This window comes from Streptomyces sp. NPDC001903 (assembly GCF_042891345.1).
Lineage (GTDB): Bacteria > Actinomycetota > Actinomycetes > Streptomycetales > Streptomycetaceae > Streptomyces.
Genome location: NZ_JBIASZ010000002.1, coordinates 573,042 through 597,519 on the forward strand (window position 1 = coordinate 573,042; position 24,478 = coordinate 597,519).

At 72.7% G+C, this 24,478-nt stretch carries 23 protein-coding genes and 1 pseudogene; 16 read left to right on the top strand and 8 right to left on the bottom strand.

What is annotated here, in order from left to right:
• Positions 1–17 precede the first annotated feature (17 nt).
• Positions 18–1,271 (bottom strand): ATP-grasp domain-containing protein, encoded by a 1,254-nt coding sequence (locus ACFYZS_RS06220; protein ID WP_389007343.1) that lies wholly within the window; start codon positions 1,269–1,271, stop codon positions 18–20.
• A 219-nt stretch (positions 1,272–1,490) separates the two neighbouring features.
• Here ACFYZS_RS06220 and ACFYZS_RS06225 point away from each other — a divergent pair, with 219 nt between their 5' ends.
• From ACFYZS_RS06225 to ACFYZS_RS06245, 5 genes and pseudogenes are all read left to right on the top strand, one after another.
• Positions 1,491–2,939, top strand: coding sequence for a coproporphyrinogen-III oxidase family protein (locus ACFYZS_RS06225; RefSeq protein WP_389007345.1), 1,449 nt, complete (start codon positions 1,491–1,493; stop codon positions 2,937–2,939).
• Positions 2,936–3,109 (top strand): annotated as a pseudogene (locus tag ACFYZS_RS06230) (DUF1152 domain-containing protein); the annotation flags it as partial. The gene ACFYZS_RS06225 and the pseudogene ACFYZS_RS06230, both read left to right, overlap by 4 nt.
• A gap of 103 nt (positions 3,110–3,212) precedes the next feature.
• A complete protein-coding gene (locus tag ACFYZS_RS06235) occupies positions 3,213–4,028 on the top strand; it encodes a DUF1152 domain-containing protein (protein ID WP_389007347.1) in 816 nt (271 codons plus the stop codon).
• Between the two features lie 144 nt (positions 4,029–4,172).
• Positions 4,173–4,484, top strand: a complete 312-nt coding sequence (locus ACFYZS_RS06240; RefSeq protein WP_389007348.1) for a trypco2 family protein — start codon at positions 4,173–4,175, stop codon at positions 4,482–4,484.
• Positions 4,474–7,437: a tetratricopeptide repeat protein gene (locus ACFYZS_RS06245; RefSeq protein ID WP_389007349.1), complete on the top strand. Its 2,964-nt coding sequence runs from the start codon at positions 4,474–4,476 to the stop codon at positions 7,435–7,437. The genes ACFYZS_RS06240 and ACFYZS_RS06245 overlap by 11 nt, the downstream gene beginning before the upstream one ends.
• A gap of 10 nt (positions 7,438–7,447) precedes the next feature.
• On the opposite strand, the gene ACFYZS_RS06250 is transcribed toward ACFYZS_RS06245, so the two are convergent.
• The 5 genes from ACFYZS_RS06250 to ACFYZS_RS06270 all read right to left on the bottom strand — a co-directional run bounded on the left by ACFYZS_RS06250 (position 7,448) and on the right by ACFYZS_RS06270 (position 12,037).
• Positions 7,448–8,227, bottom strand: coding sequence for a maleate cis-trans isomerase (locus ACFYZS_RS06250; RefSeq protein ID WP_389007351.1), 780 nt, complete (start codon positions 8,225–8,227; stop codon positions 7,448–7,450).
• Between the two features lie 84 nt (positions 8,228–8,311).
• Positions 8,312–8,953 carry an SRPBCC family protein gene (locus ACFYZS_RS06255; RefSeq protein ID WP_389007353.1) on the bottom strand — a complete coding sequence of 214 codons (642 nt, stop codon included), beginning with the start codon at positions 8,951–8,953 and terminating at the stop codon, positions 8,312–8,314.
• A 153-nt stretch (positions 8,954–9,106) separates the two neighbouring features.
• Complete coding sequence (locus tag ACFYZS_RS06260; RefSeq protein WP_389007355.1) at positions 9,107–10,192, bottom strand: PP2C family protein-serine/threonine phosphatase; 1,086 nt, start codon at positions 10,190–10,192, stop codon at positions 9,107–9,109.
• 94 nt (positions 10,193–10,286) lie between these two features.
• Complete coding sequence (locus tag ACFYZS_RS06265; protein WP_389007357.1) at positions 10,287–10,940, bottom strand: CE1759 family FMN reductase; 654 nt, start codon at positions 10,938–10,940, stop codon at positions 10,287–10,289.
• Positions 10,937–12,037: an LLM class flavin-dependent oxidoreductase gene (locus ACFYZS_RS06270; protein ID WP_389007359.1), complete on the bottom strand. Its 1,101-nt coding sequence runs from the start codon at positions 12,035–12,037 to the stop codon at positions 10,937–10,939. The genes ACFYZS_RS06265 and ACFYZS_RS06270 overlap by 4 nt, the downstream gene beginning before the upstream one ends.
• A gap of 235 nt (positions 12,038–12,272) precedes the next feature.
• Between ACFYZS_RS06270 and ACFYZS_RS06275 the strand changes: the two genes are divergently transcribed.
• The 3 genes from ACFYZS_RS06275 to ACFYZS_RS06285 all read left to right on the top strand — a co-directional run bounded on the left by ACFYZS_RS06275 (position 12,273) and on the right by ACFYZS_RS06285 (position 15,230).
• Positions 12,273–13,376 (top strand): hypothetical protein, encoded by a 1,104-nt coding sequence (locus tag ACFYZS_RS06275; protein ID WP_389007361.1) that lies wholly within the window; start codon positions 12,273–12,275, stop codon positions 13,374–13,376.
• A 115-nt stretch (positions 13,377–13,491) separates the two neighbouring features.
• Positions 13,492–14,748: an SLC13 family permease gene (locus ACFYZS_RS06280; RefSeq protein ID WP_389007559.1), complete on the top strand. Its 1,257-nt coding sequence runs from the start codon at positions 13,492–13,494 to the stop codon at positions 14,746–14,748.
• Between the two features lie 11 nt (positions 14,749–14,759).
• Entirely contained in the window at positions 14,760–15,230 is a 471-nt protein-coding gene (locus tag ACFYZS_RS06285; protein ID WP_389007560.1) for a universal stress protein, read from the top strand.
• Between the two features lie 116 nt (positions 15,231–15,346).
• Here the strand turns inward: ACFYZS_RS06285 and ACFYZS_RS06290 are convergent, their stop codons facing one another.
• Positions 15,347–15,691, bottom strand: coding sequence for a beta/gamma crystallin domain-containing protein (locus ACFYZS_RS06290; protein ID WP_389007363.1), 345 nt, complete (start codon positions 15,689–15,691; stop codon positions 15,347–15,349).
• Positions 15,692–16,187: 496 nt separating this feature from the next.
• Between ACFYZS_RS06290 and ACFYZS_RS06295 the strand changes: the two genes are divergently transcribed.
• Entirely contained in the window at positions 16,188–17,075 is an 888-nt protein-coding gene (locus tag ACFYZS_RS06295) for a DUF4436 family protein (RefSeq protein WP_389007365.1), read from the top strand.
• Positions 17,076–17,106: 31 nt separating this feature from the next.
• Here the strand turns inward: ACFYZS_RS06295 and ACFYZS_RS06300 are convergent, their stop codons facing one another.
• Entirely contained in the window at positions 17,107–17,676 is a 570-nt protein-coding gene (locus tag ACFYZS_RS06300; RefSeq protein WP_389007367.1) for a helix-turn-helix domain-containing protein, read from the bottom strand.
• Positions 17,677–17,813: 137 nt separating this feature from the next.
• Between ACFYZS_RS06300 and ACFYZS_RS06305 the strand changes: the two genes are divergently transcribed.
• The 7 genes from ACFYZS_RS06305 (at position 17,814) to ACFYZS_RS06335 (ending at position 24,474) form a co-directional block, all read left to right on the top strand.
• Positions 17,814–18,593, top strand: coding sequence for an ABC transporter permease (locus tag ACFYZS_RS06305; protein ID WP_389007368.1), 780 nt, complete (start codon positions 17,814–17,816; stop codon positions 18,591–18,593).
• Positions 18,590–19,315 (top strand): ABC transporter ATP-binding protein, encoded by a 726-nt coding sequence (locus ACFYZS_RS06310; RefSeq protein ID WP_389007370.1) that lies wholly within the window; start codon positions 18,590–18,592, stop codon positions 19,313–19,315. The genes ACFYZS_RS06305 and ACFYZS_RS06310 overlap by 4 nt, the downstream gene beginning before the upstream one ends.
• A gap of 47 nt (positions 19,316–19,362) precedes the next feature.
• Positions 19,363–20,364, top strand: coding sequence for an ABC transporter substrate-binding protein (locus tag ACFYZS_RS06315; protein WP_389007372.1), 1,002 nt, complete (start codon positions 19,363–19,365; stop codon positions 20,362–20,364).
• Between the two features lie 39 nt (positions 20,365–20,403).
• Positions 20,404–21,513 carry an aryl-sulfate sulfotransferase gene (locus tag ACFYZS_RS06320; protein WP_389007373.1) on the top strand — a complete coding sequence of 370 codons (1,110 nt, stop codon included), beginning with the start codon at positions 20,404–20,406 and terminating at the stop codon, positions 21,511–21,513.
• 134 nt (positions 21,514–21,647) lie between these two features.
• A complete protein-coding gene (locus tag ACFYZS_RS06325; RefSeq protein WP_389007375.1) occupies positions 21,648–22,610 on the top strand; it encodes an amino acid ABC transporter permease in 963 nt (320 codons plus the stop codon).
• A complete protein-coding gene (locus ACFYZS_RS06330; RefSeq protein WP_389007377.1) occupies positions 22,607–23,392 on the top strand; it encodes an amino acid ABC transporter ATP-binding protein in 786 nt (261 codons plus the stop codon). Before ACFYZS_RS06325 ends, ACFYZS_RS06330 begins: the two co-directional genes overlap by 4 nt.
• 62 nt (positions 23,393–23,454) lie before the next feature.
• A complete protein-coding gene (locus tag ACFYZS_RS06335; RefSeq protein ID WP_389007379.1) occupies positions 23,455–24,474 on the top strand; it encodes a transporter substrate-binding domain-containing protein in 1,020 nt (339 codons plus the stop codon).
• The last annotated feature ends 4 nt before the right edge of the window (positions 24,475–24,478 follow it).

Here is a 24,478-nt window from a genome sequence, read left to right on the forward strand (position 1 = left end):
GATCTTCCGCACCCGCTTCAGCCCACTTCCACTCGGGACCGGGCGGCCACCCGCTCGGCCAGCCCGCGCGCTTGGTCAATCGTTTCGGCGCGGGCCACCACGTGCCCGATCCGGCAGGTCGAATCCGCCGGCTCCGGCACCACTTCGCCGGGCCGCAGGTGCACCTCGCTGTGGGTACCGGGCAGGGGCGGGATGTCCAACTGCCGCAGCACGCCGCCGTGCTGCGGCAGCAGGAACCGGATCGACGCCGCGTCCGTACGCGTGGGGACGGTGTCGGGCAGCAGGCCGAGCACGGCCTGGAGCTGGGCCACGGCTTCGCTCACGCCCGTCGCGGCCTCGACGACCTCGCACAGGTTGTCCCCCGGCAGGCGGGCGCCGGTCTCGATCACGTACGGCGTCTGCGCGCCCTGTGGGATCTTCACCTCCGTATGCGCGATCCCGTTGCGGACGCCGACGGCGAGCGCCGCCCGCGCCGCCGTGTGCTGCACCTTCCTGACCAGCTGCGCGGGCAGGCCGGAAGGGCAGGTGTGGCCGGTCTCGACGCGGTACCGGCCTTCGGTGGTGTCCTTCGCGACGACGGGCAGCGGGTAGGCCACCCCGCCGGCGACCACGGTGTCGCAGGAGTACTCCGCCCCGGGGATGTACTCCTGCAGCAGGGCCCGCGTATCGAGCTCCAAGCCGTGCGGACGCGCGTACCTGTACTGCCGGGCCGCGCCGACCGCCTCGGCGAGCCGGTCCGGGCCGTCCACCACGGACACGCCCCACGAGCCGCCCTGCTCCGCGGGCTTCACCACCAGCGGCCAGCCCAGCCCGTGCTCCCGTGCCGCCCGGCACGCCTCGTCGGCATCGTGCGCGACAGCCCAGCGGGGTGCGGGGACCCCGGCGGCCGCGAAGGCCTCGCCCATCAGGATCTTGTTCCTGGCCGCCCGCGCGAGCAGGGGATCGTTGCCGGGAAGGCCGATCCGTTCGGCGAGCAGTGCGGCGAGCGGGGTGAACAGCTCGAAGCAGGGGGCGACGCCCGCGATGGCGTGCTGCCGGCAGAAGGCCTTCATGTCCCGCAGGGCCCTCGGGGCGTCGGTCAGGTCCGTCGCGCACACCCCCGCGAGGGCGGCCCGCAGCCGGTCCGGGTAGCCGTCGTGGACGTCCTTGTGGGTGGCCGCGTACAGCCGCACTCCCAGCCGGTCGGCCGCCTCGACGAGGAAGCGCCCCGCGTTCCCCATCGGCTCGATCACCAGCACTCCCGGCCCGCGCGGGCCCGCCCCGATTGTCATTCCTCCAGCAAAGCCGCGGGACGGGCGCGGCGGCTATCGGCCTGAACGACGAAAACAACTCGCCTCGCAGCAGCGGCCTTTGGAGCAATCGCCAACGAACTGGCCAGTAGACACCGGGTATTTGGTGCGCCCACCCGATGGAACCGGCCAAGCGAACCGTGGTCGGATCGCCAGGCTGGGCAAACCCGCGCCCGCAAACCCGTACGGGAAGGCAACACCGTGACCAGCAGCCTGCACCGGCAGCTCGCCGACCACATCGACCAGGGCGTCATTCCGCCCTACCAGTACTCGTACCCGCCCCGCTCCACCTACCGCCCCCTCCCGGAGGGCAAGTGGAGCATCCCCGACGTGTGGGCGATGGATCTCGCCAACCACCAGGTCCCGGAGCTCAACCTCTACCTGCACGTCCCCTTCTGCGACCGCAAGTGCGGCTTCTGCAACCTCTACACCATCATCAGCACCGACGAGGACGTCTACGACGCCTACACCGACGCCCTCTGTACGCAGATCCGCGATCACGCGGAGATCATCCAGGCCCGTCGGTTACGCACCATCTACATCGGCGGCGGCACCCCTGCCCTGCTGCGGCCCCGCCACTTCGAGCAGATCTTCACCACCATCGGCGAGATCTACCCCAACTGGCGCTCCACGGCCGAGGAAGTCGCCGTGGAGGCCACCCCGTCGTCGATCGCCGACGCGCCCCACGAGTTCAAGGCGCTCATCGACATGGGCCTCACCCGTGCCAACGTCGGCATCCAGTCCCTCGTCCCGCGCGAGATACGCGAAGCCGGCCGCGGCGGCGAGGACGAGGGCGTCATCCGCCGCGCCGTCCGCACCGCCCACGAACTCGGCCTGCCGGACCTGTCCACCGACCTGATCATGGGCTTCGCGGGACAGACCCCCGAGACCTGGCGCCAGAGCGTGGACGAACTGGCCGCACTCCGGCCCACCACCATCAGCACCTACTTCCTCACGGTGCGGCCGGACGCCTGGTTCTCCAAGACCGGCGCCTACCAGTACATGTGGCAGCCCGAGCTGTACGAGCGCTACGACTACGCCCGCCAGGTCTTCCTCGACCACGGCTACGTCCAGGAGGGCTCCGTCCGCTACAAGAAGCCCGGCCGCGGCGGCTACGTCCAGAAGGTGCTCACCTTCCACGGCGTGCCCCTGCTCGGCCTCGGTGTCGGCGCCCGCTCGTACACCACCGTGCTCGACTACATGTGCGGCAGCGTGAAGCCCTCGGCGGCCGAGGTGGCCGACTACATCAAGCGGGCCAAGAGCCACGAGCTCGCGCCCGTCACCGGCTTCGAACTGACCGGCGAGGAGCTCGTCCGCAAGCGCCTCGTCCTCGACACCTTCGACCTCGACCTCGCCGAGCTCGACCGCTTCGGGTACCGCGATCACGCCTCCGAGTTCGAACCCGTCCTCGACGCGGCCGAGTCCAACGGGCTCGTCCACCGCCTCGGCCGGCGCGTCCAGCTCACACCCAAGGGTTTCAAGTACCGCGACGTGCTGTCCTGGATGTTCTACTCCGGGGCCGTCAAGGACCTCGACCGGGAGTACTACGAGAACCTCCACGCGGCGAACCGGCGCGCCCGGAAGAACATGGGGGCGACCCCGGTACGCATCACCGGCGTCGACCTGCGCGAGCGCGAGGGAGCCGCGTGAGCGATCTCCACATCGCGGCGGGCGGCGGAGGGGATCCCGTCGGGACCCTCATCGCCGCCCGCTCGCTCGCGGCGGACCCGGCCGGCCCGGGCCACCCGCCGCTGATCGCCACCTACGCGTGGGAGCGCCCCGAGGTCGACCCGACCTCCAGCCCCCTGGGAGCACGGGACTTCGACGGACTCGTCCACGAAGGAGGCGCGGGCGGCGGGGGGGGGGGGGGGGGCCCCCGCCCCCCCCCCCCCCCCCCCCCCCCGGCCGCCCGCCGGATCCACCATGCCCGCCCTCGCCGGGGACCTGCCGGCCCGGCTGCTGCTCCTCGACCCCGCCGAGGGGCTCTCCTCCCTGTCACGGCAGATCGCATCCATGGCCAGGACGGCGGGCGGCCGGATCCACGTGGTCGACATCGGCGGCGACATCCTGACCCACGGCGACGAGCCCGGCCTGTGCAGCCCCTTCGGGGACGCCCTCACCCTCGCCGCGTGCCACCTCACCCGCATCCCCACCACCGTCCACGTCGCGGGGCCCGGCCTCGACGGGGAGATCGGTGAACGGCCCCTCCTCGAACGCCTCGCCGGAAGCCTCCCCCTCGTCCCCGGCCCGGACGCGACGGCGGCGGCCGCCCGCGCACTGGCCTGGCACCCTTCCGAGGCGTCCGCGCTGTGGGCCGCCGCCATCCACGGCGCCCGCGGCACCGTCCGTACCGTCAACGGCGTCATCCACCTCACCGACGTCTCCCCACGGCTGTACCCCCTGCCGCTCCACGAGGCCATCGGCCACAACCCGGTCGCCCGGGCCCTCGTCGACGAGCGCCCGGCGACCCTGGACGCCGCCGCCGGCGTCTCCCAACGGCTCACCGGCATACCCGGGCTGGCGAGCGAGCGCGCCCGGACGCCCCGGCAGGACCCGCCCGCTGCGGGGAACGCCCTCCTGGGCCGGGAAGCGGTCATGAAGATCCTGCGCGAAGCGGCCGACGGAGCCGAGCACACCACCCTGCGCCACGCCGCCCGAGCCCTCGGTCTCACCTGGACGGACATCCCCGCCCTCCGGGCCCTGCTCGGCACGGACACCCCGCTCCTGCGGCTCGGCTGACCGCCTCCCCACCAGAAGACCGACCCCGGGGCCGTCCACCCCGGAGCCGGCTCGGCAGCGTACCCACGGCCATGCGCTGATGCGTGATCATGTTGGCTACCATCGGGGGAAGTTGGCATGTCGATTCGGCCTGGGGGGCCTCCCGTGAATGATGCAGTCGAACTGGCGGACATGATTGCGCAGCTGCGCCGGGAGCTGAGCCGGGCGATGTCCGACGGCGAGGAATCCGACCTGAAGTTCAAGGCGGAGCGCGTGGAACTGGAACTGACCGTGGGCGTCGAGCGGACCACCGAACCGGGCGTCAAGGTGCGGTTCTGGGTCTTCGACGCGGGCGCCTCGGCGAAGCGCTCGGCCACCGTCACCCAGAAGCTGACCCTCACGCTCCAGCCCGTACGGGCGGACGCGCCCGAGCAGATGGCCCTGATCTCCGGCGACGAGCTGCTCGGTGAGCGCTGAGGCGCCCGCCCGGCGCGGCGGACTCGACCCGCACCGCATCGCCGAGGTCATCGTCACCACCGCCGCCGGAGGCGGGCGGCGGGGCTCGGGGTACCAGGTCGGCGACACGGCGGTGTTGACCGCCTTCCACGTGGTGGCGGGAGCGTCCGGGGCACTGGTGCGTTTCGACGCCGACCGGCCGGGCGAGTGGTCCGCGACGGCGGAGCTCGCCTGGTCGGACCCCGGGACGGACGTCGCGGTGCTGACCTTCACGGCCCCGCCGGGCGCGGCGCCCGTCCCGTCCGCGCGGTTCGGCCGCATCGGCGACGACCGCCATGCCGTCATAGACGTCCACGCGGCGGGCTTCCCCCTCTGGAAGCGCCGGCGCGGCGCCGACGGCATGCAGTTCCGGGAACTGCACCAGGCCGACGGAACCGTGGCCGCCCTGTCCAACCTGCGCACCGGAACCCTGGAGATCACGGTTGCGGCGGCGGCCGCCGACCCCGACCCCGCGGTATCGCCCTGGTCGGGGATGTCCGGGGCCGCCGTGTGGGCCGGGCCGTACCTCGTCGGCGTGGTCGCCGAACACCACCGCGGGGAAGGCCTCGGCCGGCTCACGGCGGTCCGCATCGACCACACCCTGCAGCGGGTGGCCGACCGCCCCCGGACGGAGCTGGCCGCGCTGCTGGCCATCCCCGACCCTGCGGCGCTGCCGGAGGTGGGCGCCGAGCCGCACGGCCCGGGCGCGCCGGCCCCGTCGAAGGTCATCGGGCTGCCCGTCGCGCACGGGCTGGAACTCTTCAAGGACCGGGCCGAGGCCAGGGACCTGATCGGCCGCCACCTCGCGGACCCGGCCATCCGCATGGTGACCGTCACCGGGCGCCGGGGCATCGGCAAGAGCGCGGTCGCCGCCAAGGTCATGGAGCTGCTGGAACGCGGCGAGTGGCCGGGCCACGCCCAGGCGCCGCTGCCGGCCGGCCTGGTCAACCTGAGCACCCGCACCTCCGGCGTCTCCCTCGAACGCCTCTACTTCGACTGCGCCCGCGCCCTGGGCGCCGCGCACGAGGCACGCCTGCTGGACGTCTGGGCCGCCGACCGCCCCGTGCCCGACAAGATCGATGAGCTGTTCGCCGCGATGGGGGACCGGCTCTTCGTCATCCTGGTCGACAACCTGGAGGACCGGCTGCTGGACGACGGCCGGCTCGACGACGAGGAACTCGGCACCTTCTTCGACTGCCTCTTCCGGGCTCGCGGCACGCCCAGGCTGCTGGTCACCTCGCAGCTGCCGCTGCGCCTGCCGCCCGAGCTGCGCCGGTTCGCCGCCGAGGTCGAGCTGTCGGACGGTCTGCCGCCCGCCGAATCCGTCGCACTGCTGCGCGAGCTCGACCAGGACGGCACGCTCGGTGTGGCAGGGCTCGGCGACGAGGAGCTGCTGCGGGCTGCCGTCCGCGTCCACGGGGTGCCGCGCGCGCTGGAGCTGCTGGTGGGCGCCATGGCCGACGACACCCTGATGCTGCCGACGCTGGAGGAGGTCCTCGAGGACTTCACCCTGCGCGGTGACGTGGTCTCCGGCCTGGCCGAAGACCGCTACCAGCGCCTGCGCGCGGACAGCCGCGGCGTGCTGAACGTCCTCGCGGTGCTGCGCACCCCCGCGCCGCGCGAGGCGGTCGAGTGGATCGCCGGCGGCCTCGATCCCGCCCTCGACGTCACCGCCGCCCTGTCCGGCCTGCTCCGCATGCGCATGGTGTCGGTGGACCGGGGAACCCGGACGTACGTCCTACACCCGATGGACGCCGACCTCGCCTACGACTCCCTGCCCGCCGAAGGCCCGCTGGGGCGGCCCGCGTTGGAGCGGCGGGCGGCCGAGTGGTACGCGCGGACCGCCCCGGCCCGCCGGGACTGGCGCACGCTGGACGACGTACAGGCCCATCGGCGCGCCTTCGACCACCGCGTGCGGGCCGGGGACATGGACGAGGCCGCGTTGATCCTCGGCGCCATCGGGCCATGGATGGTGTGGCACGGCTCCGTGCTCGCCGCGATCTCGATGCACCTGACACTGGAGGAACAAGTGAACGACGACCGGGCACGTCTCGCCCACCTCATCAGCTTCGGGCACGCCCGGTTGAGCGGTGGCCCGCTGCCGCACGCTCTCGAACTCTTCACCGAGGCCTCGGAGGTGGCCGAGCGCATCGAGGACCGCCGGGCGCTCCAGGAGGCCATGTTCGGCCTCGGCGACGTGCACCGGCAGCTCGGCCGCCTGGAGGACGCGACGGGCCCGCTGGCCCGGGCAGGCGCCCTGGCCCGGGAGAACGGCGACGCCGAAGCGGAGGCCCACGCCGTCCTCAGTCTCAGCCTCGCCCACAGCACCCTCGGCGACGGGGAGGCTGCCCTGTCGGGCGCCGACCGGCTGGGCGAACTCGCCGCGGCCTCGGGGGACCGGCTCACCGAGGCCCGTTCCTGGAACGCGCGCTTCACGGCCCTGCTGAGCCTGGGCCGCTGGGAGGAGACCGTCGCGGCGGGCGACCGGGCCGTACGCGCGTACGCGGCCGCCGGCGTCCGGGAGGCGACGGACTACGCGCTGAACGCCAAGGGTGTGGCCCTGCTCGCCCTCGGCCGCCCCGAGGAGGCCCTGGCCTGCCTGGAGGAGGCGCTGCGCGCGGCGTCGGAGATGGAGAATCCGCGGACCGAGGGCGTCTGCCTCTACAACACCGCCTGGGCGCAGTGGACCCTGGGCCGGTACGGGCAGGCGGCGGAGGCCGCCGAGCGTTCGGCCGCCTCCCTGCAGCGCGCCGGGGCCGCCGAGGCCGCGGCGGCGCAGGCACTCGGCGAGGCGGCCCGCGCGAGGGCGGTGCCCGCTGCGCGTACGGCGGCCGATGCCCTGGACCGGGCGGCGCTGGGCGCGGGCGGCAACGTGGAGATGGTCCGTCCGGCCTGGCTGACCGCACAGGCCGCGCAATTGCGCGACCACGCCTGAGGCGGCGGCGTCACCGGTCGGCGGTGTGCGAGAACAGCCGCCCGTACCCGTGGATGCCGGCGTCCGGGATTCCCGCGGCGTGCAGGGCGGCCCACAGCAGGACCTGGTTGGCCGTCAGCACGGGTCGGCCCAGGGTCTGTTCCGTGCTCTCCACCGCTCCGACGGCGCGCAGTCCGTTGCCGCCGACGACCACGGCCTGCGCATCGGCCGGCACGTGGCCGACGATCCAGTCGTGCAGTGCGGCGGGGCGGATCAGCCGCTGACCACTGGGGAGCGAGCAGGGCGCGGCGTACACGACGTCGAAGCCCGCGGCTTCGTAGTAGTCCCGGCCGAGCCGGTTCAGTTCCGCGCTGAACCACGGCGGGTCGACCAGGGCGATGCGGACCGCCGCCAGGGTCCGCAGTGCCTGCGTCATGGCGGAGCAGGTGCCGACGACCGGCAGGCCGTGCGCCCGCGCGGACAGGCGGTCCAGCATCGCCGCCTCGGCCTCGGCGCCGGTCACGTACGCCGAGCTGGTGAACGCGAACGCGAGTACGTCGACGGGAGCCGCGGCCAGCAGCTCCGCCGCGTCATCGACATGGGGAGGTTCGGCGAAGGCCCGTACGGGGGCGAGCGGGATCGTGGGGTCCATCGCACCGCCCGGCCGCATCGCGCCGAAGGGGACCCTGGCCGCGTGGACCCCGATGTCGGCGGGCGCCATGGCCCGCAACTCGGACTCCGGCCCCACATCCGCGTGCGGGGTCAGGACCCCGATGCGCGCCCGCGTGTCCCAGCCGTCGGGTCGGTACACCCTGTTCGCCCTCCGATCCGAAGCGGCACGGCCCCTTCGCCCCATTGTGTCCCCGTCACCCGCCGAGCGCGCGGATCCGCACCGTCAGTCCTGGTGGTGGCGGGTGCGGGCCTCGGCGGTGGCCTTGAGGTCGTTCAGCCATCCTTCGAGTCCCTGGCGGAGGACGGCGGTCGCCGTCGGCACGTCCGCGTCGACCTGGGGGCCGGTGTGGGTCTCCTCGGTGCTCACCCTGACGCCGTCCCGGGTCTCGGTGAAGTTCCACACGTGGACGCCGTCGATGTGCAGTCCCTCGCCGGTCGCGGGGCCCGTCCAGCGGATGCAGGAGTGGCGGCGCAGCTGTTCGACGGTCGAGGTGATCTCCAGGCTGGTGGCCGGAGTCGGGTTGGGGGGTACCGGGGTCGTCCACCGGAAGGCCGAGCCCGGGCGGAGGGGGCCGTGGTCGAGGCGTTCCGCCGTCGTCACGGGAGCCTGCCAGGACGGCCAGTGTCCGATGTCGGTCTGCAGCTTCCAGACCGTGCGCAGCGGCGCCTTGACGAGGATCTCGGCGCGGTGCCGGACGCGGGCGCCGGGGTCCACGCCGGCCCCGCGGCAGGTGAGGGAGGGGGTGTGGCGGGGGCCGGGAGAGGCGGCCGCCCCGGCGGGTAACGCGGTGGTTCCGAGGAGGCCGACGACGAGCGGGAGGGTGAACAGGGCGGCCTGGATGCCGGTGCGGCGGGTGCCGGACATGGGGGTTCCCCTTTGATGGCGGGCGGGTGCTATCGAACGCAAGAGGCTTACGTGATTGCTACAAGCTATAACCACGCGAGGGTGATGGGCAATAGATTTCGTTAGACCCTCTCACTTCCATCACCTGCGGCCGGGCGCGCCTCGCCCCAGGGCTCAGACCAGGCGTACGGCGAGGGCGGCGATGTCGTCGTCGAGGCGCCCTCTGCTGTAGTGGAGGAGGTCCCGGTGAAGAGCCGCGAGCAGCTCGAGGGGCGGCGTCGGGGGCTGCCTGCCCATCCAGTCCGCCAGCGGGAAGAACTCGCCGTTGCGCGCGCGGGTCTCGGCGATCCCGTCGGTGTAGAGGAGCAGCAGGTCGCCGGGGTCGAAATCGAAGCTGTCGACGCTGTAGTGGTCGCCGATCAGCTCCGCGAGGCTGAGCAGCGGCGAGGGCGTGTCGGGCTCGAGGACACGGAGTTTCCTGCGGTGCAGGAGCAGTGGCGGGGGGTGTCCGCAGTTGAGGATGTCGATCCGTCCGCCCCCGTACGGGATCTCGGCGAGCAGGGCCGTGGCGAAGCGCTCCATCGGCCCGTCGGGGGAAAAGGAGGCGTTGTAACGGGTACTGCTGGCATCCAGCCTGCGCGCGACGTCGACCAGGTCGGCCTCCCCGTAGGCCGCCTCCCGGAAGGCGTTGACGATCGCCGCGGCCGCCCCCACCGCCGGCAGGCCCTTGCCCCGCACGTCACCGATGAGCAGTCTGACCCCGAACGGGGTGTCGACCACCTCGTAGAAGTCCCCGCCGATGCGGGCCTCCGCCGCCGCCGCCAGGTACAGCGATTCGATCTCGACGTTCCCGAGGCGACGGGGCAGAGGGCTCAGCACCACCTGCTGCGCCGCGTCGGCGACGAGCCGTACCTGGATCAGGGTGCGCTCCCGCTGGAGCCGGACATGGCTTCCGTACGCCGCGGCCACGGTGACCGCGACGATCCCCGCGCACGTCCACCACGTTCCCAGATCGGGGAAGATGAAGCTCAGGCCGATCATCAGGAAGAGGCAGACCGTCCCGAGCAGGACGGTGGGGAGGACCGGCCACATGGCGGCGGCCAGCGCCGGCGCCGCGGGCAGGAGGCGGCTGAACGCCATCTCCGGCGGAGTGGCGTAAGCCAGGCTGGCGATCACGATGGTCAGAAGGACCGGCGACAGCCGAACAAGCCTCCACCGGCCGTAGCGCCGATGGAGCCGCGGCCGTCCAGACTCGATCACATTGCCCAGCATATCCACGCAATAAGGGCACGGCGCTCTGGCGGGAAGCAGCCGGCCCCCACTCCGCCCCGCAACGGGCGGAGTGGGACGGGTGCTACTCGGCCCTCAGCGCGGCCAGCCGCTGTTCGAACGGAACCACCTCCAGGCCGGCGGCCGGATGCACCGAAGTGATCGCCCCGGTCAGCGAGCGGGGTGCGATCGCGGAAGCGGTGTCGACGTCCGGGGCGGCCTCCCGGGCGGCGGGCGCCATGAAGCGTGCCAGCTCCGCGCCCGCACGGGCGATCCGCTGCGCCAGGCCCTCCTCGCCCCAGTCCTGCGAGGCCGCGTACACGGCGGTCGGAACGACGAGCGCACGCAGGTAGCCGAACAGCGGGCGCAGCGCGTGCTCGGTGACCAGGGAGTGACGGGCGGTGCCGCCCGTGGCGCCGACCAGCACCGGCTTCCCCGTGAACGCGTCCTTGTCGATGATGTCGAAGAACGACTTGAACAGGCCGCTGTACGACGCCGCGAACACGGGGGTCACGGCGACCAGGCCGTCCGCGGCCGCCACCGCGTCGAGCGCGGCGGCCAGCCGGGCGGGCGGGAACCCGGTGACGAAGTGCTGGGCGATCTCCGTCGCCAGGTCCCTCAGCTCGATCACCTCGGGGTCGGCGTCCATGTGGCGCAGCGTCGCGGCCGCGAGCCGGTCGGCCAGCAGGCGGGTCGAGGACGGCGAGCTCAGGCCTGCCGATATGACGACGAGCTTCATGCCTGCGCCTCCTCCTTCGAACCCTCCCGGGCTGCCGCGACGCGGGCCGGGTGCGTCGGGGCGTCGGGCACGCCGGCCGGGCGCAGGCTCGCGAACTCCTTGCGCAGCACCGGCACCACTTCCTCGCCGAGCAGGTCGAGCTGCTCCAGGACGGTCTTCAGGGGCAGGCCCGCGTGGTCCATCAGGAACAGCTGGCGCTGGTAGTCGCCGGCGTAGTCGCGGAAGGACAGGGTCCGCTCGATGACCTGCTGCGGCGAGCCGACGGTCAGCGGGGTCTGGGAGGTGAACTCCTCCAGGGACGGGCCGTGCCCGTACACCGGCGCGTTGTCGAAGTACGGACGGAATTCGCGCACCGCGTCCTGCGAGTTCTTGCGCATGAACACCTGGCCGCCGAGCCCGACGATGGCCTGCTCGGGGGTTCCGTGCCCGTAGTGGGCATAGCGCCGGCGGTACAGGTCGACCATCTGCTTGGTGTGGGAGGCCGGCCAGAAGATGTTGTTGTGGAAGAAGCCGTCGCCGTAGTACGCGGCCTGCTCGGCGATCTCCGGGGAGCGGATGGAGCCGTGCCAGACGAAGGGCGCCACGCCGTCGAGCGGGCGCGGGGTGGAGGTGAAGGACTGCAGCGGCGTGCGGAACTTGCCCTTCCAGGTGACGACGTCCTCGTCCCACAGACGGCGCAGCAACGCGTAGTTCTCGATGGCGAGGTCGATGCCGTCGCGGATGTCCTTGCCGAACCAGGGGTAGACCGGGCCGGTGTTGCCGCGGCCCATCATCACGTCGACGCGGCCGTCCGCGACGTGCTGGAGCATCGCGAAGTCCTCGGCGATCTTCACGGGGTCGTTCGTGGTGATCAGGGTCGTGGACGTGGACAGGATCAGGTTCTCGGTGCGCGCCGCGACATAGCCGAGCATCGTCGTCGGCGAGGAGGGGACGAACGGCGGATTGTGGTGCTCGCCGGTCGCGAAGACGTCGAGGCCGACCTCCTCGGCCTTCTGCGCGATCGCGAGCATCGCCTTGATGCGCTCGTGCTCGCCCGGCGTCCGTCCGTTCGTCGGATCGGCCGTGACGTCGCCGACGGTGAAGATCCCGAACTGCATGGCTCCCCTTCCCAAGATTGTTTACAATTCAACCATACTCCGGAACGGGGAGTGCTCCCGGGGTATTCCCGAACGAGGACGCGGATGCGTCAGGTGACGTCACCATGCCGACGCCTCGGCGGTACCGCCAGGTCACCGTCAGGTCGGGGACCTGCTCCGGCCGCCGCCGTCACGATCCCGTGGCGCCGCGGAAACCGTTGGCGCAGCGGGCAGGGCGCTTGCGAGCATGCACCGCATGAACACGACGGGGGACGTACGGATCGACGTGGTGCCGCTCGGCACGGTACGGGCGCGGGGCACGGTGGAGGCGGTGGCCGGAGGGCGGCTCCTCGTACGGACGCCCGGGATGGTGGAGGTCCACGACCGCGAGGCGTTCCTCGCGGGCGGGACGGCGCCGGCGACCGGTGCGTTGCGGACGACGGACCGGGAACGGGTGGCCCCCCTGCCCGACGGCGGCTTCGTGGTGGCCGGGGCGGCGTCGGTGCGGGCTGTGGACCCCGACGGCGCAACACGCTGGGAGCTCCCCCACGCCCCGTGGCACGGCTCCGACCGCGCGCACTGCGCCCCTGCCGTCAGCCCGGACGGACGACGGGTGAGCGTCGTCGTTCCGGTGCTGGAGCCCGACGAGGCCAAGGCCGCCCTGGTGTACGACCTGGAGCCGGACCGCAACTACACCTGGGACGACCTGCTGCTGCTGGACGCGGCGAGCGGCGGGGTGCTCGGCCGGCGGCAGATCCGCTCGCTGGCGTCGGCCGCGGTGCAGTCCTGGAGTCCGGACGGCGGCGCCGTGGTCGTGTCCTGCTGGACCGCCTGGCACAGCTGGTCGACCTGGTGGGCGCAGCCGCGCGCGGACGGCCTGCGGATCCTGGGCGGCACGTGGATGCACGCGCTGGCCGGATTCCTCCCGGGCTCGCGGGTGCTGACCCAGCGGTACGCCGAGCACGTGTTCCCCGCCGATGACCGCGACGAGCTGGGGGTGTACGACCTCGGCTCCGGGGATCAGGTGGCGCTGCTGGACTTGGCGGAGCTGGCCGTTCGGCCGGAGGACGACGAGTTCTTCTCCGCCGAGGTCCTGGACGCACGCCACGTGCTGGTCCCGGGCCGGGTCCACCCGGACGGCGGGGCGCCGCAGATGCGGCACTGGCTGCTGAGCGCGGACACGCTGAGGCCGCTCGGACGACTTGACTACCCGGAGCCCGTAGGCGAGGACGTCACCGTTCTGCAGGACGGCACCTGGCTCACGCACGACGGCGACCGCCTGCACCGCTGGAGGCTGGGCCGCGCCGCCGGGCGCCGCGTCCGCCCCGCCGCACCTGGTCCGCGCGGTCCGGCGGCGTAGCGCTAGTTTCTACTCCGGGTACTTCCCCAGGGCTGCTCCGTGCTCCACGCCGGCCCCTGTCGACCCCGGCGCGGCCTTCCGCCGCGCCCGGATTCCACCCGGAAAGGTGCTGGCCCTGAACGCCTCGCTCGCGGAAGCGCTCTCCGTCACCCTGCTTCTGGCGGTGCTGGCCTGCGCGGTCATCCGGCCCTGGGGCTGGCCGGAGGCGGTCGTGGCCGTCCCCGCCGCCGGGGTGGTCATCGCCACCGGCGCGATCTCCCTCGATCACGCCGCGGCCGAGGCCGCCCGGCTGGGCCCGGTGATCGGCTTCCTCGCGGCCGTCCTGATCCTGGCCCAGCTGTGCGACGACGAGGGGCTGTTCCACGCCTGCGGAGCCTGGATGGCCCGGCGCGCGGCCGGGCGGCCCCGGCGCCTCCTCGTCCTGGTCTTCGTGACCGCCTCGCTGATCACCGCGGTGCTCAGCCTGGACGCCACGGTGGTGCTGCTGACCCCGGTGGTGTTCGCGACCGCCGCCCGGCTGGGCGCCCGTGCGAAGCCCCACGTGTACGCCTGCACCCACCTGTCGAACAGCGCCTCGCTGCTGCTGCCGGTCTCCAACCTCACCAACCTGCTGGCCTTCGCCGCCAGTGGCCTTTCCTTCACCCGCTTCGCCGCCCTCATGACGTTGCCCTGGCTGGTCGCGATCGGCACCGAGTACGCGGTGATCCGGCGCTTCTTCGTCACCGACCTGGACGCGGGCGCCGAGGCCCCGCCCGCCGACGAGCCCCGCGAACTGCCGCTGTTCGCCCTGCTCACCGTAGCGGGCACGCTGGCGGGCTTCGTGTTGACCTCGGCGGTCGGGATCGACCCGGCCTGGGCGGCGGCCGCGGGCGCGGCCGTCCTGGCGGCCCGCGCCCTGGCCCGGCGCCGCACCACCCCCACGGCGATCGTCCGGGCCGCGTCCCTGCCGTTCTGCGCCTTCGTGCTGGCCCTGGGCATCGTGGTCCGCGCGGTGGTGGACAACGGCCTCGCCGACGCCCTGGGCCACCTGGTGCCCGGAGGCAGCGGCCTCCCGGCGCTCCTCGCCGTGGCGGCGCTGGCGGCCGTACTGGCGAACGTCATCAACAACCTGCCCGCCGTCCTCGTCCTGCTCCCGCTGACCGCACCCGCCGGCCCGGGCGCCGTCCTGGCCGTGCTCCTCGGCGTGAACATCGGGCCGAACCTCACCTATGCCGGTTCGCTGGCCACCCTGCTGTGGCGGCGTATCGTGCAGGAACACGACACCGACGTGGAACTGGGCGAGTTCACCAGGCTCGGCCTGCTCACCGTGCCCGCCGCCCTGCTGCTCTCGGTGGCGGCCCTGTGGGTCTCGCTGCAAGCGATCGGAGGCTGAACGCCGTGACCGTGACCGTCGTCGCCTGGATCGTGGAGGGCACCTGGCCCGCCGTCGTCGACGCCGCGCGCGCCCACGCACCCGCGGACGCCGAGCTGGTGCTGCTCCACGTCACCGGCCACGAGGTGCCGGGCGCCGCACACGGCGCCTACGCCGGACTGCTGGGCCGCGCACGCCCCGACCGCGATCCCGGCACCGCCGTGGAACAGCTTGCCGCCGCCTCCGCCGAACGGCTCCTGGCCGACGCCGCCGAGCGGCTGGGACGCCCGTCCACCCGGCGGGAGCTCTCGGGCCGCGTCGAACGGGAAGTCGTGGCCGCCGTCGAAGGGGCCGACCTGCTCGTCCTCGCCCGCGACGGCGACCGCACCCACCTCGGACCCCGCAGTCTCGGACCCGCCAGCCGGTTCATCGTCGACCACGCCCCCTGCCCCGTCCTGCTGGTCTGGCCGGAGACCGCACCCGGTACGGCCACCATTCCCTGAGAGGCATCGTGGTGTCCGCGTTCCGGTGCCTGCGGCCCGGCGGCGCCCACTCCCGCGCCCCGCAGGGGCCGGGCCGGGGGCTCGGCAACCTGCGGGGCGGGGCGGACCTCAAGGGGTCACAGGATCTCGATGGAATCGACCTTCGGCGGACGGTTGGGGAAGGTGATGTCGGTCCAGCGGTTGATCTTCACCGAGTCGCCGTTGGCGTCGTAGTAGATCAAGTCGTTGTTCCCGGTGGATATCCTGTCCACCCACCAACCCCCGAACCCGATGCGGCCCTTGTTGGCGTAGCAGTCCACACTGTTCCGGCCGTCGCTGTGGGACCAGATCTTCAGGAAGTTCTCACCGCCCCGACACTCGACGTGGTCGATGGCGAAGGCGTTGCCGGGGAGGGTCAGGGTGAGTGACGCCGCCGCGGCGAGCGCCACGGCCGCCGATCGGACGAACCTGGTCGACTTCACGAGCACGATCTCTCCTTCACGGGAATCGAGCGGGAAAGGCGGCCGCGCGCCCACGGGCACGTCGACCACCCGCACCGCGACGGGCCGGCCAGCGGCCTTCGCGGTTGCACATCGAGGTTCCCGTGCGGTCGATGCATTCTGCAATCACTTCGGTGACGCACGATCGAAATTCATGCCCTGATGTCCCAATTCAGACCCCTGTGGTGTAGTTGAAACGTTTGAGCCGCTTGACCTCTGCGTCCGCCTTCCACACCGAAGTTCCGGGTTGACCCTCCACGTACCGTCGAAACCGCATGTCACGGTGGGAAGTGCGGCCGGCAAGGCTCAGGTGTTCTCCGGTTCGCCATCGCGATGATCAGCAACAGATCCGCCGTCTCCCCTCGCGGCCGGGACGGCGGGAGCCGCGTCGGCGCCGACACGCGCGCCCCGATGCGCGGGATCGCCGACCCGGTCGAGGAGGATCGCAGTACGGCCACCTCACCTCGTCGGAGTCACCATGGCCCCACCCGCCCACCCGCCCCGCCAAGGCCGTTCCAGGGCCTCGCTCCTGCCGGTCCTGCTGCCCATCGCGATCCTGATCTTCGTGGCGGTGTCCGTGGGCTCGTGGCTGCAGTTCACCGAACGGGAGGCGATCGACACGGTCCACACGGTCGGATCCGCGGCCGCCGACCGGGTGGACGTCGAGGCCACCGTCCAGCACGTCGACGCCATGGCCAGAGAACTGCTGCTGCGGGTACGGGTCACCCCGCGCGGGACGCTCGGCGAGGAGGAGGAGAGCGCCCCGGTGGCCGATCTCAGCCTCCAGACCTCCGCGGCGACCCTCGGCGACCTGGAGTTCAAGGCGCACGAGCGGGTCGCGACGCGAGACGTACAGGTCGCGATGACCGGCGGATCGGTCAGCGACTACCCCTTCGACACCTACGAGACCGGCATCGGGTTCCGGGCACTGCTGGACGGAAAGCCGGTCCCGGTGCGGATGCTGTTCTCCAACAACGACACGCTCTTCTCGGTCACCGCCACGCCCGCCCCCGACCCCCAGGAGGCCGCGGTGGGGCTTCGGTTGTCCCGGTCGGGCAGCCTGGTCGTCTTCGCGGTCTTCATGATGGTCGTGATGTGGGCGCTGGCGGCGGCCGTGCTCATCGGGGCCTGGTACCTGACGACCCGTGGCGAGGGCCTGGTGTGGCCCGCCCTCGCCTGGATGGCCGCCACCCTGTTCGCCCTGGCGGCGTTCCGCAACACCGCCCCCGGCACGCCCCCGATCGGCTGCGTGCTGGACTGGTTCGCCTTCCTGTGGGCCGAGACCGTCATCGCCCTCTGCCTGATCGCCGTGGTCATCACCGGCGTCCGCACCGCACTCCGGTCGGACGACACCCCGCGCGCGTAGCGGGTCCGCCAGGCGTTTCCCGGCATGCGCGTCAGGCGTTCGCGATGACCAGCAGGGTGCGGGCGGACGCGGGGCCCGACAGGCGGCAGCGGTGCGGGAGTTCGCCGCGGTGGTGGGCGCTCTGGCCCGCGCGCAGGGTCAACGGCTCCTCGCCCTCGACCTCCAGGACGATCTCGCCCTCCAGGACGTAGAGGAAGTCCTCTCCCGGGTGCCGGAACCAGCCGCGTTCGCCGCGTCCGGGCTCGAAGTGGTGCTCGTAGGCCTCCATCACCGCGCTGCGCCCGCCGGGGATGAGTACGTGCGCGACCTGTCCGGCTCCCTCGTCCACCCGGATCACCTGCGGGTCGGCCTCGTGGCTGACCGTGCCGGGGCGGCCCGGCGGCCTGAGGAAGGTGCCGGGGGTGACGTCCAGGGCCTCGGCGATCCGGTAGATCGAGCTGAGGCTGGGCGTGGCGAGTCCGCGTTCGAGCTGGCTGAGGAAGGGCTGGGAGAGGCCCGAACGGGTGGCGAGTACGGCCATGGAGACTCCGCGCTGCTTGCGGCAGGCGCGTATCACCCGTCCGACCTCGATCGCTTCGGGTGTGGGTTCGGGGCGAGACACGCTGGTGAACGTACCGCATGCCGGATCGCGGACCGGGGGGTCCCGGAACGTTTCGCACTGCTGAAACACGCCCTTCATAAGCGTCGTCAATTATTGACCTCACTTATGAACCTCTCGAACGAACGAGGAGCCGCCCCGTGCACTCCACCCCCTCACCGGCGGGCCCGGCCCGCGGCCGGCTGGGCCCCGCCCTCGGCGCGGCCGGCGCGGTGCTCGCCCTGTGGTCCCTGACCGCCTGGTCCGGCGCGGTGGCTCCGGGGCTGCTGCCCACGCCCGTCGAGACCGCCTCCGCACTCGCCGCCGGCGCGCGCAGCGGTCTGCTCGCCTCCGACGTCGCCGCCAGCCTGGCCCGCGCGGGGCAGGGCTTCGCGCTCGGTGCCGTGGTCGGGAGTGCGCTCGGCTTCGCCACCGGCTACCTGCCGAGGCTGTCCGCAGCCGTCACGCCGCTCGTCTCCTTCCTCCGGCCGATCCCGGCGATCGCCCTGGTGCCGCTGGCGACGGCCTGGTTCGGCATCGGTGAGACCGCGAAGCGCCTGCTCATCGCGTACGCCGTCCTGCTCGCGGTCTGGCTGTACGTACACGACGGGGTCTCGCGGGTGCCCGTCTCCCACCTGCGGGCGGCCCGCACGCTGGGGGCGCCGCTGCACCGGCGGTTCGCCGAGGTGCTCCTGCCCGCCGCCGCCCCGGCCCTGCTCGCGGCGCTGCGCTACGGCGCCTCGGTCGCGCTGCTCGCCCTGGTGGCGGCCGAACTGGGCGGCGCGGACAGCGGGTTGGCGTACCGGCTCCAGGTGGACGGCCAGTTCCTGCGCGTGGACCGGATGTTCGCGGGCCTGCTCGTACTCGGACTGCTCGGCGTGGCCGTGGACCTGGTGCTGGCGGCGATCGGCCGCCGGTTCGTGCACTGGGGCACGTCATGAGCAAGCGGGTGCTGCTGGAGGGCGTGTCCGTCGCGTACGGGCGCACGCGCGTGCTGGACCCCATCGAACTGGACCTGCCCGCGGGATCGTTCACGGCCCTGCTGGGCCCCAGCGGCTGCGGCAAGTCCACCGTCCTCGGGGCGGTGGCCGGGTTCGTGCCGCCGGCCGGCGGCCGGGTGACGGCCGGCGCCGATCCGGTGCGCGGACCTGGCCCGGACCGGGGCGTGGTATTCCAGCACTACGCCCTCTTTCCCTGGCGCACGGCCCGCGGCAACGTGGAGTTCGCGCTCAAGCGGCTCGGCCTGCCCCGCGCGGAGCGCCGCCGGCGCGCGCTGGCCGCGCTCGCCGAGGTCGGTCTCGCGGAGGGTGCCGAGAAGTATCCGGCCCAGCTGTCCGGCGGCATGCAGCAGCGGGTCGCCCTGGCCCGCGCCCTGGCGGCCGAGCCCGAAGTCCTGCTGCTGGACGAGCCGTTCGGGGCCCTCGACTCGCTCACCCGGACCCGGATGCAGACCCTGCTGCGGGAGCTGTGGCAGCGCCGCGGCACCACCGTGCTGTTCGTCACGCACGACATCGACGAGGCCCTGGCGCTCGCCCAGCGCGTCGTCGTCCTCGGCGGGACCCCCGGCCGGGTGCTGGCCGACCACGCCGTGCCCGACGGGCCGCCGGACCCCGATCTGCGGGTCCTGATCGCCCGCCACCTCCACGCCCCGCCCACCGGATGACCCACCCTCGCCCCGACCCGCCCCACTCCCGGAAGGACCGCTCTCCCATGTCCAGACCCCGCGCGGTGGCCGCCGTACTCCTGGCCGCCCTGCTCGCCGCCGTCACGACGGCCTGCTCCGACGGATCCGCCGCCCGGACCGCCGGCGGCGGACGCCCCTCCGTCACCATCGCCGCCAGCGACCAACTCGGCGGCGCACCCGTCTACCTCGCGCAGGAGCGCGGCCTGTGGGCCGGCGAGGGCGTCGCCGCCTCCGTCACCACCCAGCCCACCGGTCGCGACGCCCTCAACGCGGTGCTCGGCGGCCAGGCGCAGCTCGGGGTGGTGGGCGACCTGCCCGCGGTGACGGCCGCGCTCGGCGGCCGCGAGCTGCGCATCGTCGCCGACCTGTCGCGGTTCACCGACTGGCGGCTGCTCACCCGCACCGACCGGGGCGTCACCGGCTTCGCCGCGCTGAAGGGCCGCAAGGTCGGGGTGCCGCAGGGCACGAACGTGGAGTACGCGCTGTCGCGCATGCTGGCCTCGGCCGGCCTGTCGGCGGGCGACGTGACCGTGGTGAACCTCGCGCCGAACCAGGTGACACCGGCCCTGGCCCGCGGGGACATCGACGCCGGCGTCACCTTCCCCAGCTTCTACGACGCGGCGCGCACCGCGCTCGGCGAGCGGTACGCGGAGGTGGCCTTCACCGGCTACACCGCCAGGACCCTCCTGATCGCCGGCCCGTCGGCGGACGAGAAGACCACCGCCGCGGTGGTCCGCACCCTCCTGCGGTCCCAGCGCGATCTCGCCGCGGACCCGGCCGGTGCGCGCCGGGCCGTGCTCGCGCAGTCCAAGGGGGCTCTGCAGGCCCCGTACGTCGACGCCTTCCAGCCGCGCTACGCCTACGGCGCCACCCTCTCCCCCGAGCTGCTCGCCGAGCTGGCGGAGGAGGCCGGCTGGGCCAAGGCGGCCCAGGGTCTGAAGGGCGCCGCCGACCGCGCCGCGCTGCTGCGGTACCTGGACCCCGCCCCGCTGACGGCCGCCGACCCGGCCGCCGTGACCCTCCGCTGACCCCGCCCCTTACCTTCCCTTCCCTTCGAGGAGATCACCATGACCGTCGAACAGAACACCCTGCGCCGCCGCGGCGTCGGCCTGATCGCCCACGATCCCGAGCGCAGCTACGGCGGCTACACGCTCTACACACCGATCACCAGCGCCGGGGAGATCCACCTCGTCGACATCGAGGGCCGTACCGCCCACACCTGGAACTCCCCCCATCCGCCCGGCCGTCAGGCGCAGATCCTGCCGAACGGCAACCTCTTCTACGCGGCGAAGGACACCAGCAGCCCCACCCTCTTCCCGATCTGGGACGTGTACCACGGCGGCATCTTCCAGGAGCTGGCCCCGGACTCCACGGTGCTGCGCGAGGCCCGGCACCCCTTCCACCACCACGACGCCACGGTGCTGCGCAACGGCAACCTGCTCATCGCCGTCGTCGAGCCCCTCGACCCGGCCGACGCGGCCCGGATCCGGGGCGGCATCCCCGGCTCGGAGGCTCCCGGCGGGGTGATCTACGGGGACGTCGTCTACGAGCTGACCTGGGAGGGAGAGGTGGTGTGGCGCTGGGCCGCGATCGAGCACCTGGACCCGGAGGAGGTGGTGCTGAACCGTCACTTCGCCCGGAACCACTGGCCGATGGCCAACACGGTCAACGAGCGGGCCGACGGTTCGGTCGTGGTGGGCTTCCGCAGCGCCTCGACGACCGTGTCCATCGACCGCACCGACGGATCGGTGCAGTGGCTGATCGGCCCCGACGTCCTGGCGCAGCAGCACCACCCGCACGAGCTGGCCGGCGGCACCGTCCTGGTCTTCGACAACGGCACCTACCGCGACACCACCTCCGTGCCGTACTCGCGGGTGCTGGAGCTGGACCCGCGCACGGGCGAGGAGGTGTGGTCCTACGAGGACAACCCGCCGCAGAACTTCTACAGCCCCTACATGTCCAGCGCGCAGCGCCTGCCGAACGGGAACACCTTCATCGCCGAGGGCTCCTTCGGGCGGCTCTTCGAGGTGACCCGGGGCGGAGAGGTGGTGTGGGAGTTCGTGGTCCCGCAGTTCCGCTCCTTCGGCGACGGCGTGGGCCTGGAGTCCTCGGCCGGGGCACAGAACTCGGTCTTCCGGGCCTACCGCCACGCCGCCCACGAGATTCCCTGGCTGTGAACGGAAGTCCGCTCTTTCATTTCAACTGCAGGCGTTTTGTGTACGGGACATGAAAAGCGAACACGCTTGTGTGGCCATCGATATCCGGACCGTTGACATCGATTCTCGGCCTTGTCGAAGCTGCTCTCGTGTCCTTGAGTGAATCGATTGTCCGCGCCGCACCCGCCGGCCCGCCCGAGCCTCCGGGTCCGGCCGAGCGGGTGCTCCCGCTGCGCCGCCCCGCCCGGTGGATCGCCGGCGCCGTCGTGCTGGTCCTGGTCGCCCAGGCCGGCCACGGGCTGCTGACCAACCCCTTCTACCAGTGGGACCGGTTCACGTACTGGTTCCTGCGGCCGGTCGTGCTGGAAGGGCTGTGGATCACCCTCCAGGTGGCCGCGTACAGCGCGCTCCTGGGGCTGGCGGGCGGGGTGCTGCTCGCCCTCGGGCGGCTCTCCGGCAACCCGGTCCTGCGCTCGGTGAGCTGGACGTACGTCTGGCTGCTGCGCTCGGTCCCGCTGATCGTCGTCCTGCTCTTCCTCTACAACCTCAGCGCGCTCTACCCGACGCTGAGCATCGGTGTGCCCTTCGGCCCCGCCTTCTTCCGCTTCGACGAGTCCCGGCTGGCCACCGACATGGTCGTGGCGGTGGTCGGACTGAGCGTGGTCGAGGCGGCGTACGCGGCCGAGGTCGTCCGGGCCGGGCTGCTCTCCGTCGACCAGGGGCAGCACGAGGCGGCGGCCGCGCTGGGTCTGCCCAGGCGCTACCAGTTCACCCGGATCGTCCTCCCGCAGGCGCTGCGCGCGATCGTCCCGGCTTACGTCAACCTGCTGATCGGGCTGGTCAAGGCCACCTCGCTGGTCTTCTACGTCTCCCTGCTGGACCTGTTCGGCACGGTCCAGGGGCTGGGCAGCACCTATCCCGGCGACGTGGTGCCGCTGCTGCTGGTGGCGACCGTCTGGTACGTGGTCCTCACCAGCGTCCTGTCGGCCGTGCAGTACCACGTCGAGCGGTACTACGCCCGCGGCGCCCTGCGCAGCCTTCCGCCGACTCCCCTGCAGCGGGCCCGGGCGGGCCTGGACGAGTTGCGCAGCCGCCACCGGAAGGAGACCGCGCGATGACCGCCGCGACGGCACCGGCGGCACCCGCCGCGATCGAGGTACACGACGTGCACAAGTGGTTCGCCGGCCGGCGGGTCCTGGACGGGGTCAGCCTGACGGTACGGCCGGGCACGGTCACCGTGGTCCTGGGCCGCTCGGGCTCCGGCAAGTCCACGCTGCTGCGGGTCGTGAACCACCTGGAGAAGCCGGAGGCCGGGTACGTCAGCGTGGGCGGCGAGCTGATCGGCGTGCAGCGGCAGGGGGCCCGGCTGAAGGAGCTGAGCGAGCGGGCGATCCTCGCGCAGCGCGGCCGGATCGGCTTCGTCTTCCAGAACTTCAACCTCTTCCCGCACCTGACGGTGCTCGACAACGTCGCCGCCGCCCCGGTGGCCACGGGACGGCTGCGCCGCGCCGAGGCGCAGGCACTGGCCCGCGAGCTGCTGGAGCGGGTCGGGCTCGGCGACCGGACCGGCGCCTATCCGCGCCAACTGTCCGGCGGCCAGCAGCAGCGGGTGGCCATCGCCAGGGCGCTGGCGCTGCGGCCCGGGGTCATCCTCTTCGACGAACCCACCTCCGCCCTCGACCCCGAGCTCGTGGGCGAGGTGCTGTCGGTCATCAAGGACCTGGCCACCGGCGGCACGACCCTGGTCATCGTGACGCACGAGATCGGCTTCGCCCGCGAGGTGGCCGACGAGATCGTCTTCCTGCACGAGGGCCGGATCGTCGAACAGGGCCCGCCCGAGCAGGTCCTGGACCGTCCCGCGCACCCCCGCACCCGCGAGTTCCTCAGCAAGGTCCTCTGAGCACCCGCCCGCCGCCGCACCCGTCTCCCCCCGTTCCCCCTGATCGGAAAGGCACCACCATCATGCTGCGCCCCTCCTCCCTGCGTCCGAGACTCGTACGCGGCATCGGCGCCGCGACCGCCACCGTCGCCCTCGCCTCCGCCCTGACCGCGTGCGGCGGCGACGCCGAGGCGACGGGGGCGGCGTCCTCCGGCAAGGTCACGGTCGGCGCGGTCTCCAACGGCGCCGCCAAGGAGGCCGAACTGACCGCTCCGGTCGTCGAGTCGCTGCGCGCCGAGCTGCCGGCGGAGGTCCGCGACCGCGGTGAGCTGGTCATCGGGGTCGGCGCGCTGCCCGCCGGCTTCCCGCCCCTGGCGTACGTCGGCACCGACCAGAAGACGCTGACCGGGGCGGAGCCGGACCTCGGCCGGCTGGTGGCCGCCACGCTCGGCCTCAAGCCCGTCGTGAAGAACTCCACCTGGGAGAACCTCTTCCTCGGCATCGACAGCGGCAAGGTCGACGTGGCGTTCACCAACGTCACGGTCACCGAGGAGCGGAAGAAGAAGTACGAGTTCGCCTCGTACCGGCAGGACAACCTGGCCTTCGAGGTCCTCAAGGACAGTCCCTGGAACTTCGGGGGCGACTACCGCAACCTCGCGGACAGGACCGTCGCGGTCAGTGCCGGCACCAACCAGGAGAAGATCCTGCTGGAGTGGCAGAAGAAGCTCCGGGCCGAGGGCAAGGACGTCACGGTCAAGTACTTCCCCGACGCCAACAGCGTGGCACTCGCGCTGAGCGGCAAGAAGATCGACGCCAACTTCGGCCCCAACCCCTCGATCGCCTACCACATCACCCAGACCGCGAGCACGGGCACGCCCACCCGCAACGCCGGCTCCTTCTCGGGCGCGGGCGAGTCGCTCCAGGGGCTCATCGCCGCGACCGCCAAGAAGGACAGCGGGCTGGCGAAGCCGGTGGCCGACACCCTCAACCACCTGATCAAGCAGGGCCAGTACGGGAAGCTGCTGGAGTCGTGGAACCTCTCCAACGAGGCGGTCGCCGCCTCCGAGGTGAACCCGCCCGGCCTGCCGCTGACCAACTCGTGAGCGC

Bases quoted from the DNA above. Each gene is read 5' to 3' on its own strand.
- ACFYZS_RS06255 (WP_389007353.1), bottom strand. From the start codon at position 8,953: ATGTCCGGCACCCGCCGCACCGGCATCCAGGCCGCCCTGTTCACCCTC.
- ACFYZS_RS06335 (WP_389007379.1), top strand. From the start codon at position 23,455: ATGCTGCGCCCCTCCTCCCTGCGTCCGAGACTCGTACGCGGCATCGGC.
- ACFYZS_RS06220 (WP_389007343.1), bottom strand. From the start codon at position 1,271: ATGACAATCGGGGCGGGCCCGCGCGGGCCGGGAGTGCTGGTGATCGAG.
- ACFYZS_RS06265 (WP_389007357.1), bottom strand. From the start codon at position 10,940: ATGAAGCTCGTCGTCATATCGGCAGGCCTGAGCTCGCCGTCCTCGACC.
- ACFYZS_RS06235 (WP_389007347.1), top strand. From the start codon at position 3,213: ATGCCCGCCCTCGCCGGGGACCTGCCGGCCCGGCTGCTGCTCCTCGAC.
- ACFYZS_RS06320 (WP_389007373.1), top strand. From the start codon at position 20,404: ATGACCGTCGAACAGAACACCCTGCGCCGCCGCGGCGTCGGCCTGATC.
- ACFYZS_RS06295 (WP_389007365.1), top strand. From the start codon at position 16,188: ATGGCCCCACCCGCCCACCCGCCCCGCCAAGGCCGTTCCAGGGCCTCG.
- ACFYZS_RS06315 (WP_389007372.1), top strand. From the start codon at position 19,363: ATGTCCAGACCCCGCGCGGTGGCCGCCGTACTCCTGGCCGCCCTGCTC.
- ACFYZS_RS06310 (WP_389007370.1), top strand. From the start codon at position 18,590: ATGAGCAAGCGGGTGCTGCTGGAGGGCGTGTCCGTCGCGTACGGGCGC.
- ACFYZS_RS06330 (WP_389007377.1), top strand. From the start codon at position 22,607: ATGACCGCCGCGACGGCACCGGCGGCACCCGCCGCGATCGAGGTACAC.
- ACFYZS_RS06270 (WP_389007359.1), bottom strand. From the start codon at position 12,037: ATGCAGTTCGGGATCTTCACCGTCGGCGACGTCACGGCCGATCCGACG.
- ACFYZS_RS06275 (WP_389007361.1), top strand. From the start codon at position 12,273: ATGAACACGACGGGGGACGTACGGATCGACGTGGTGCCGCTCGGCACG.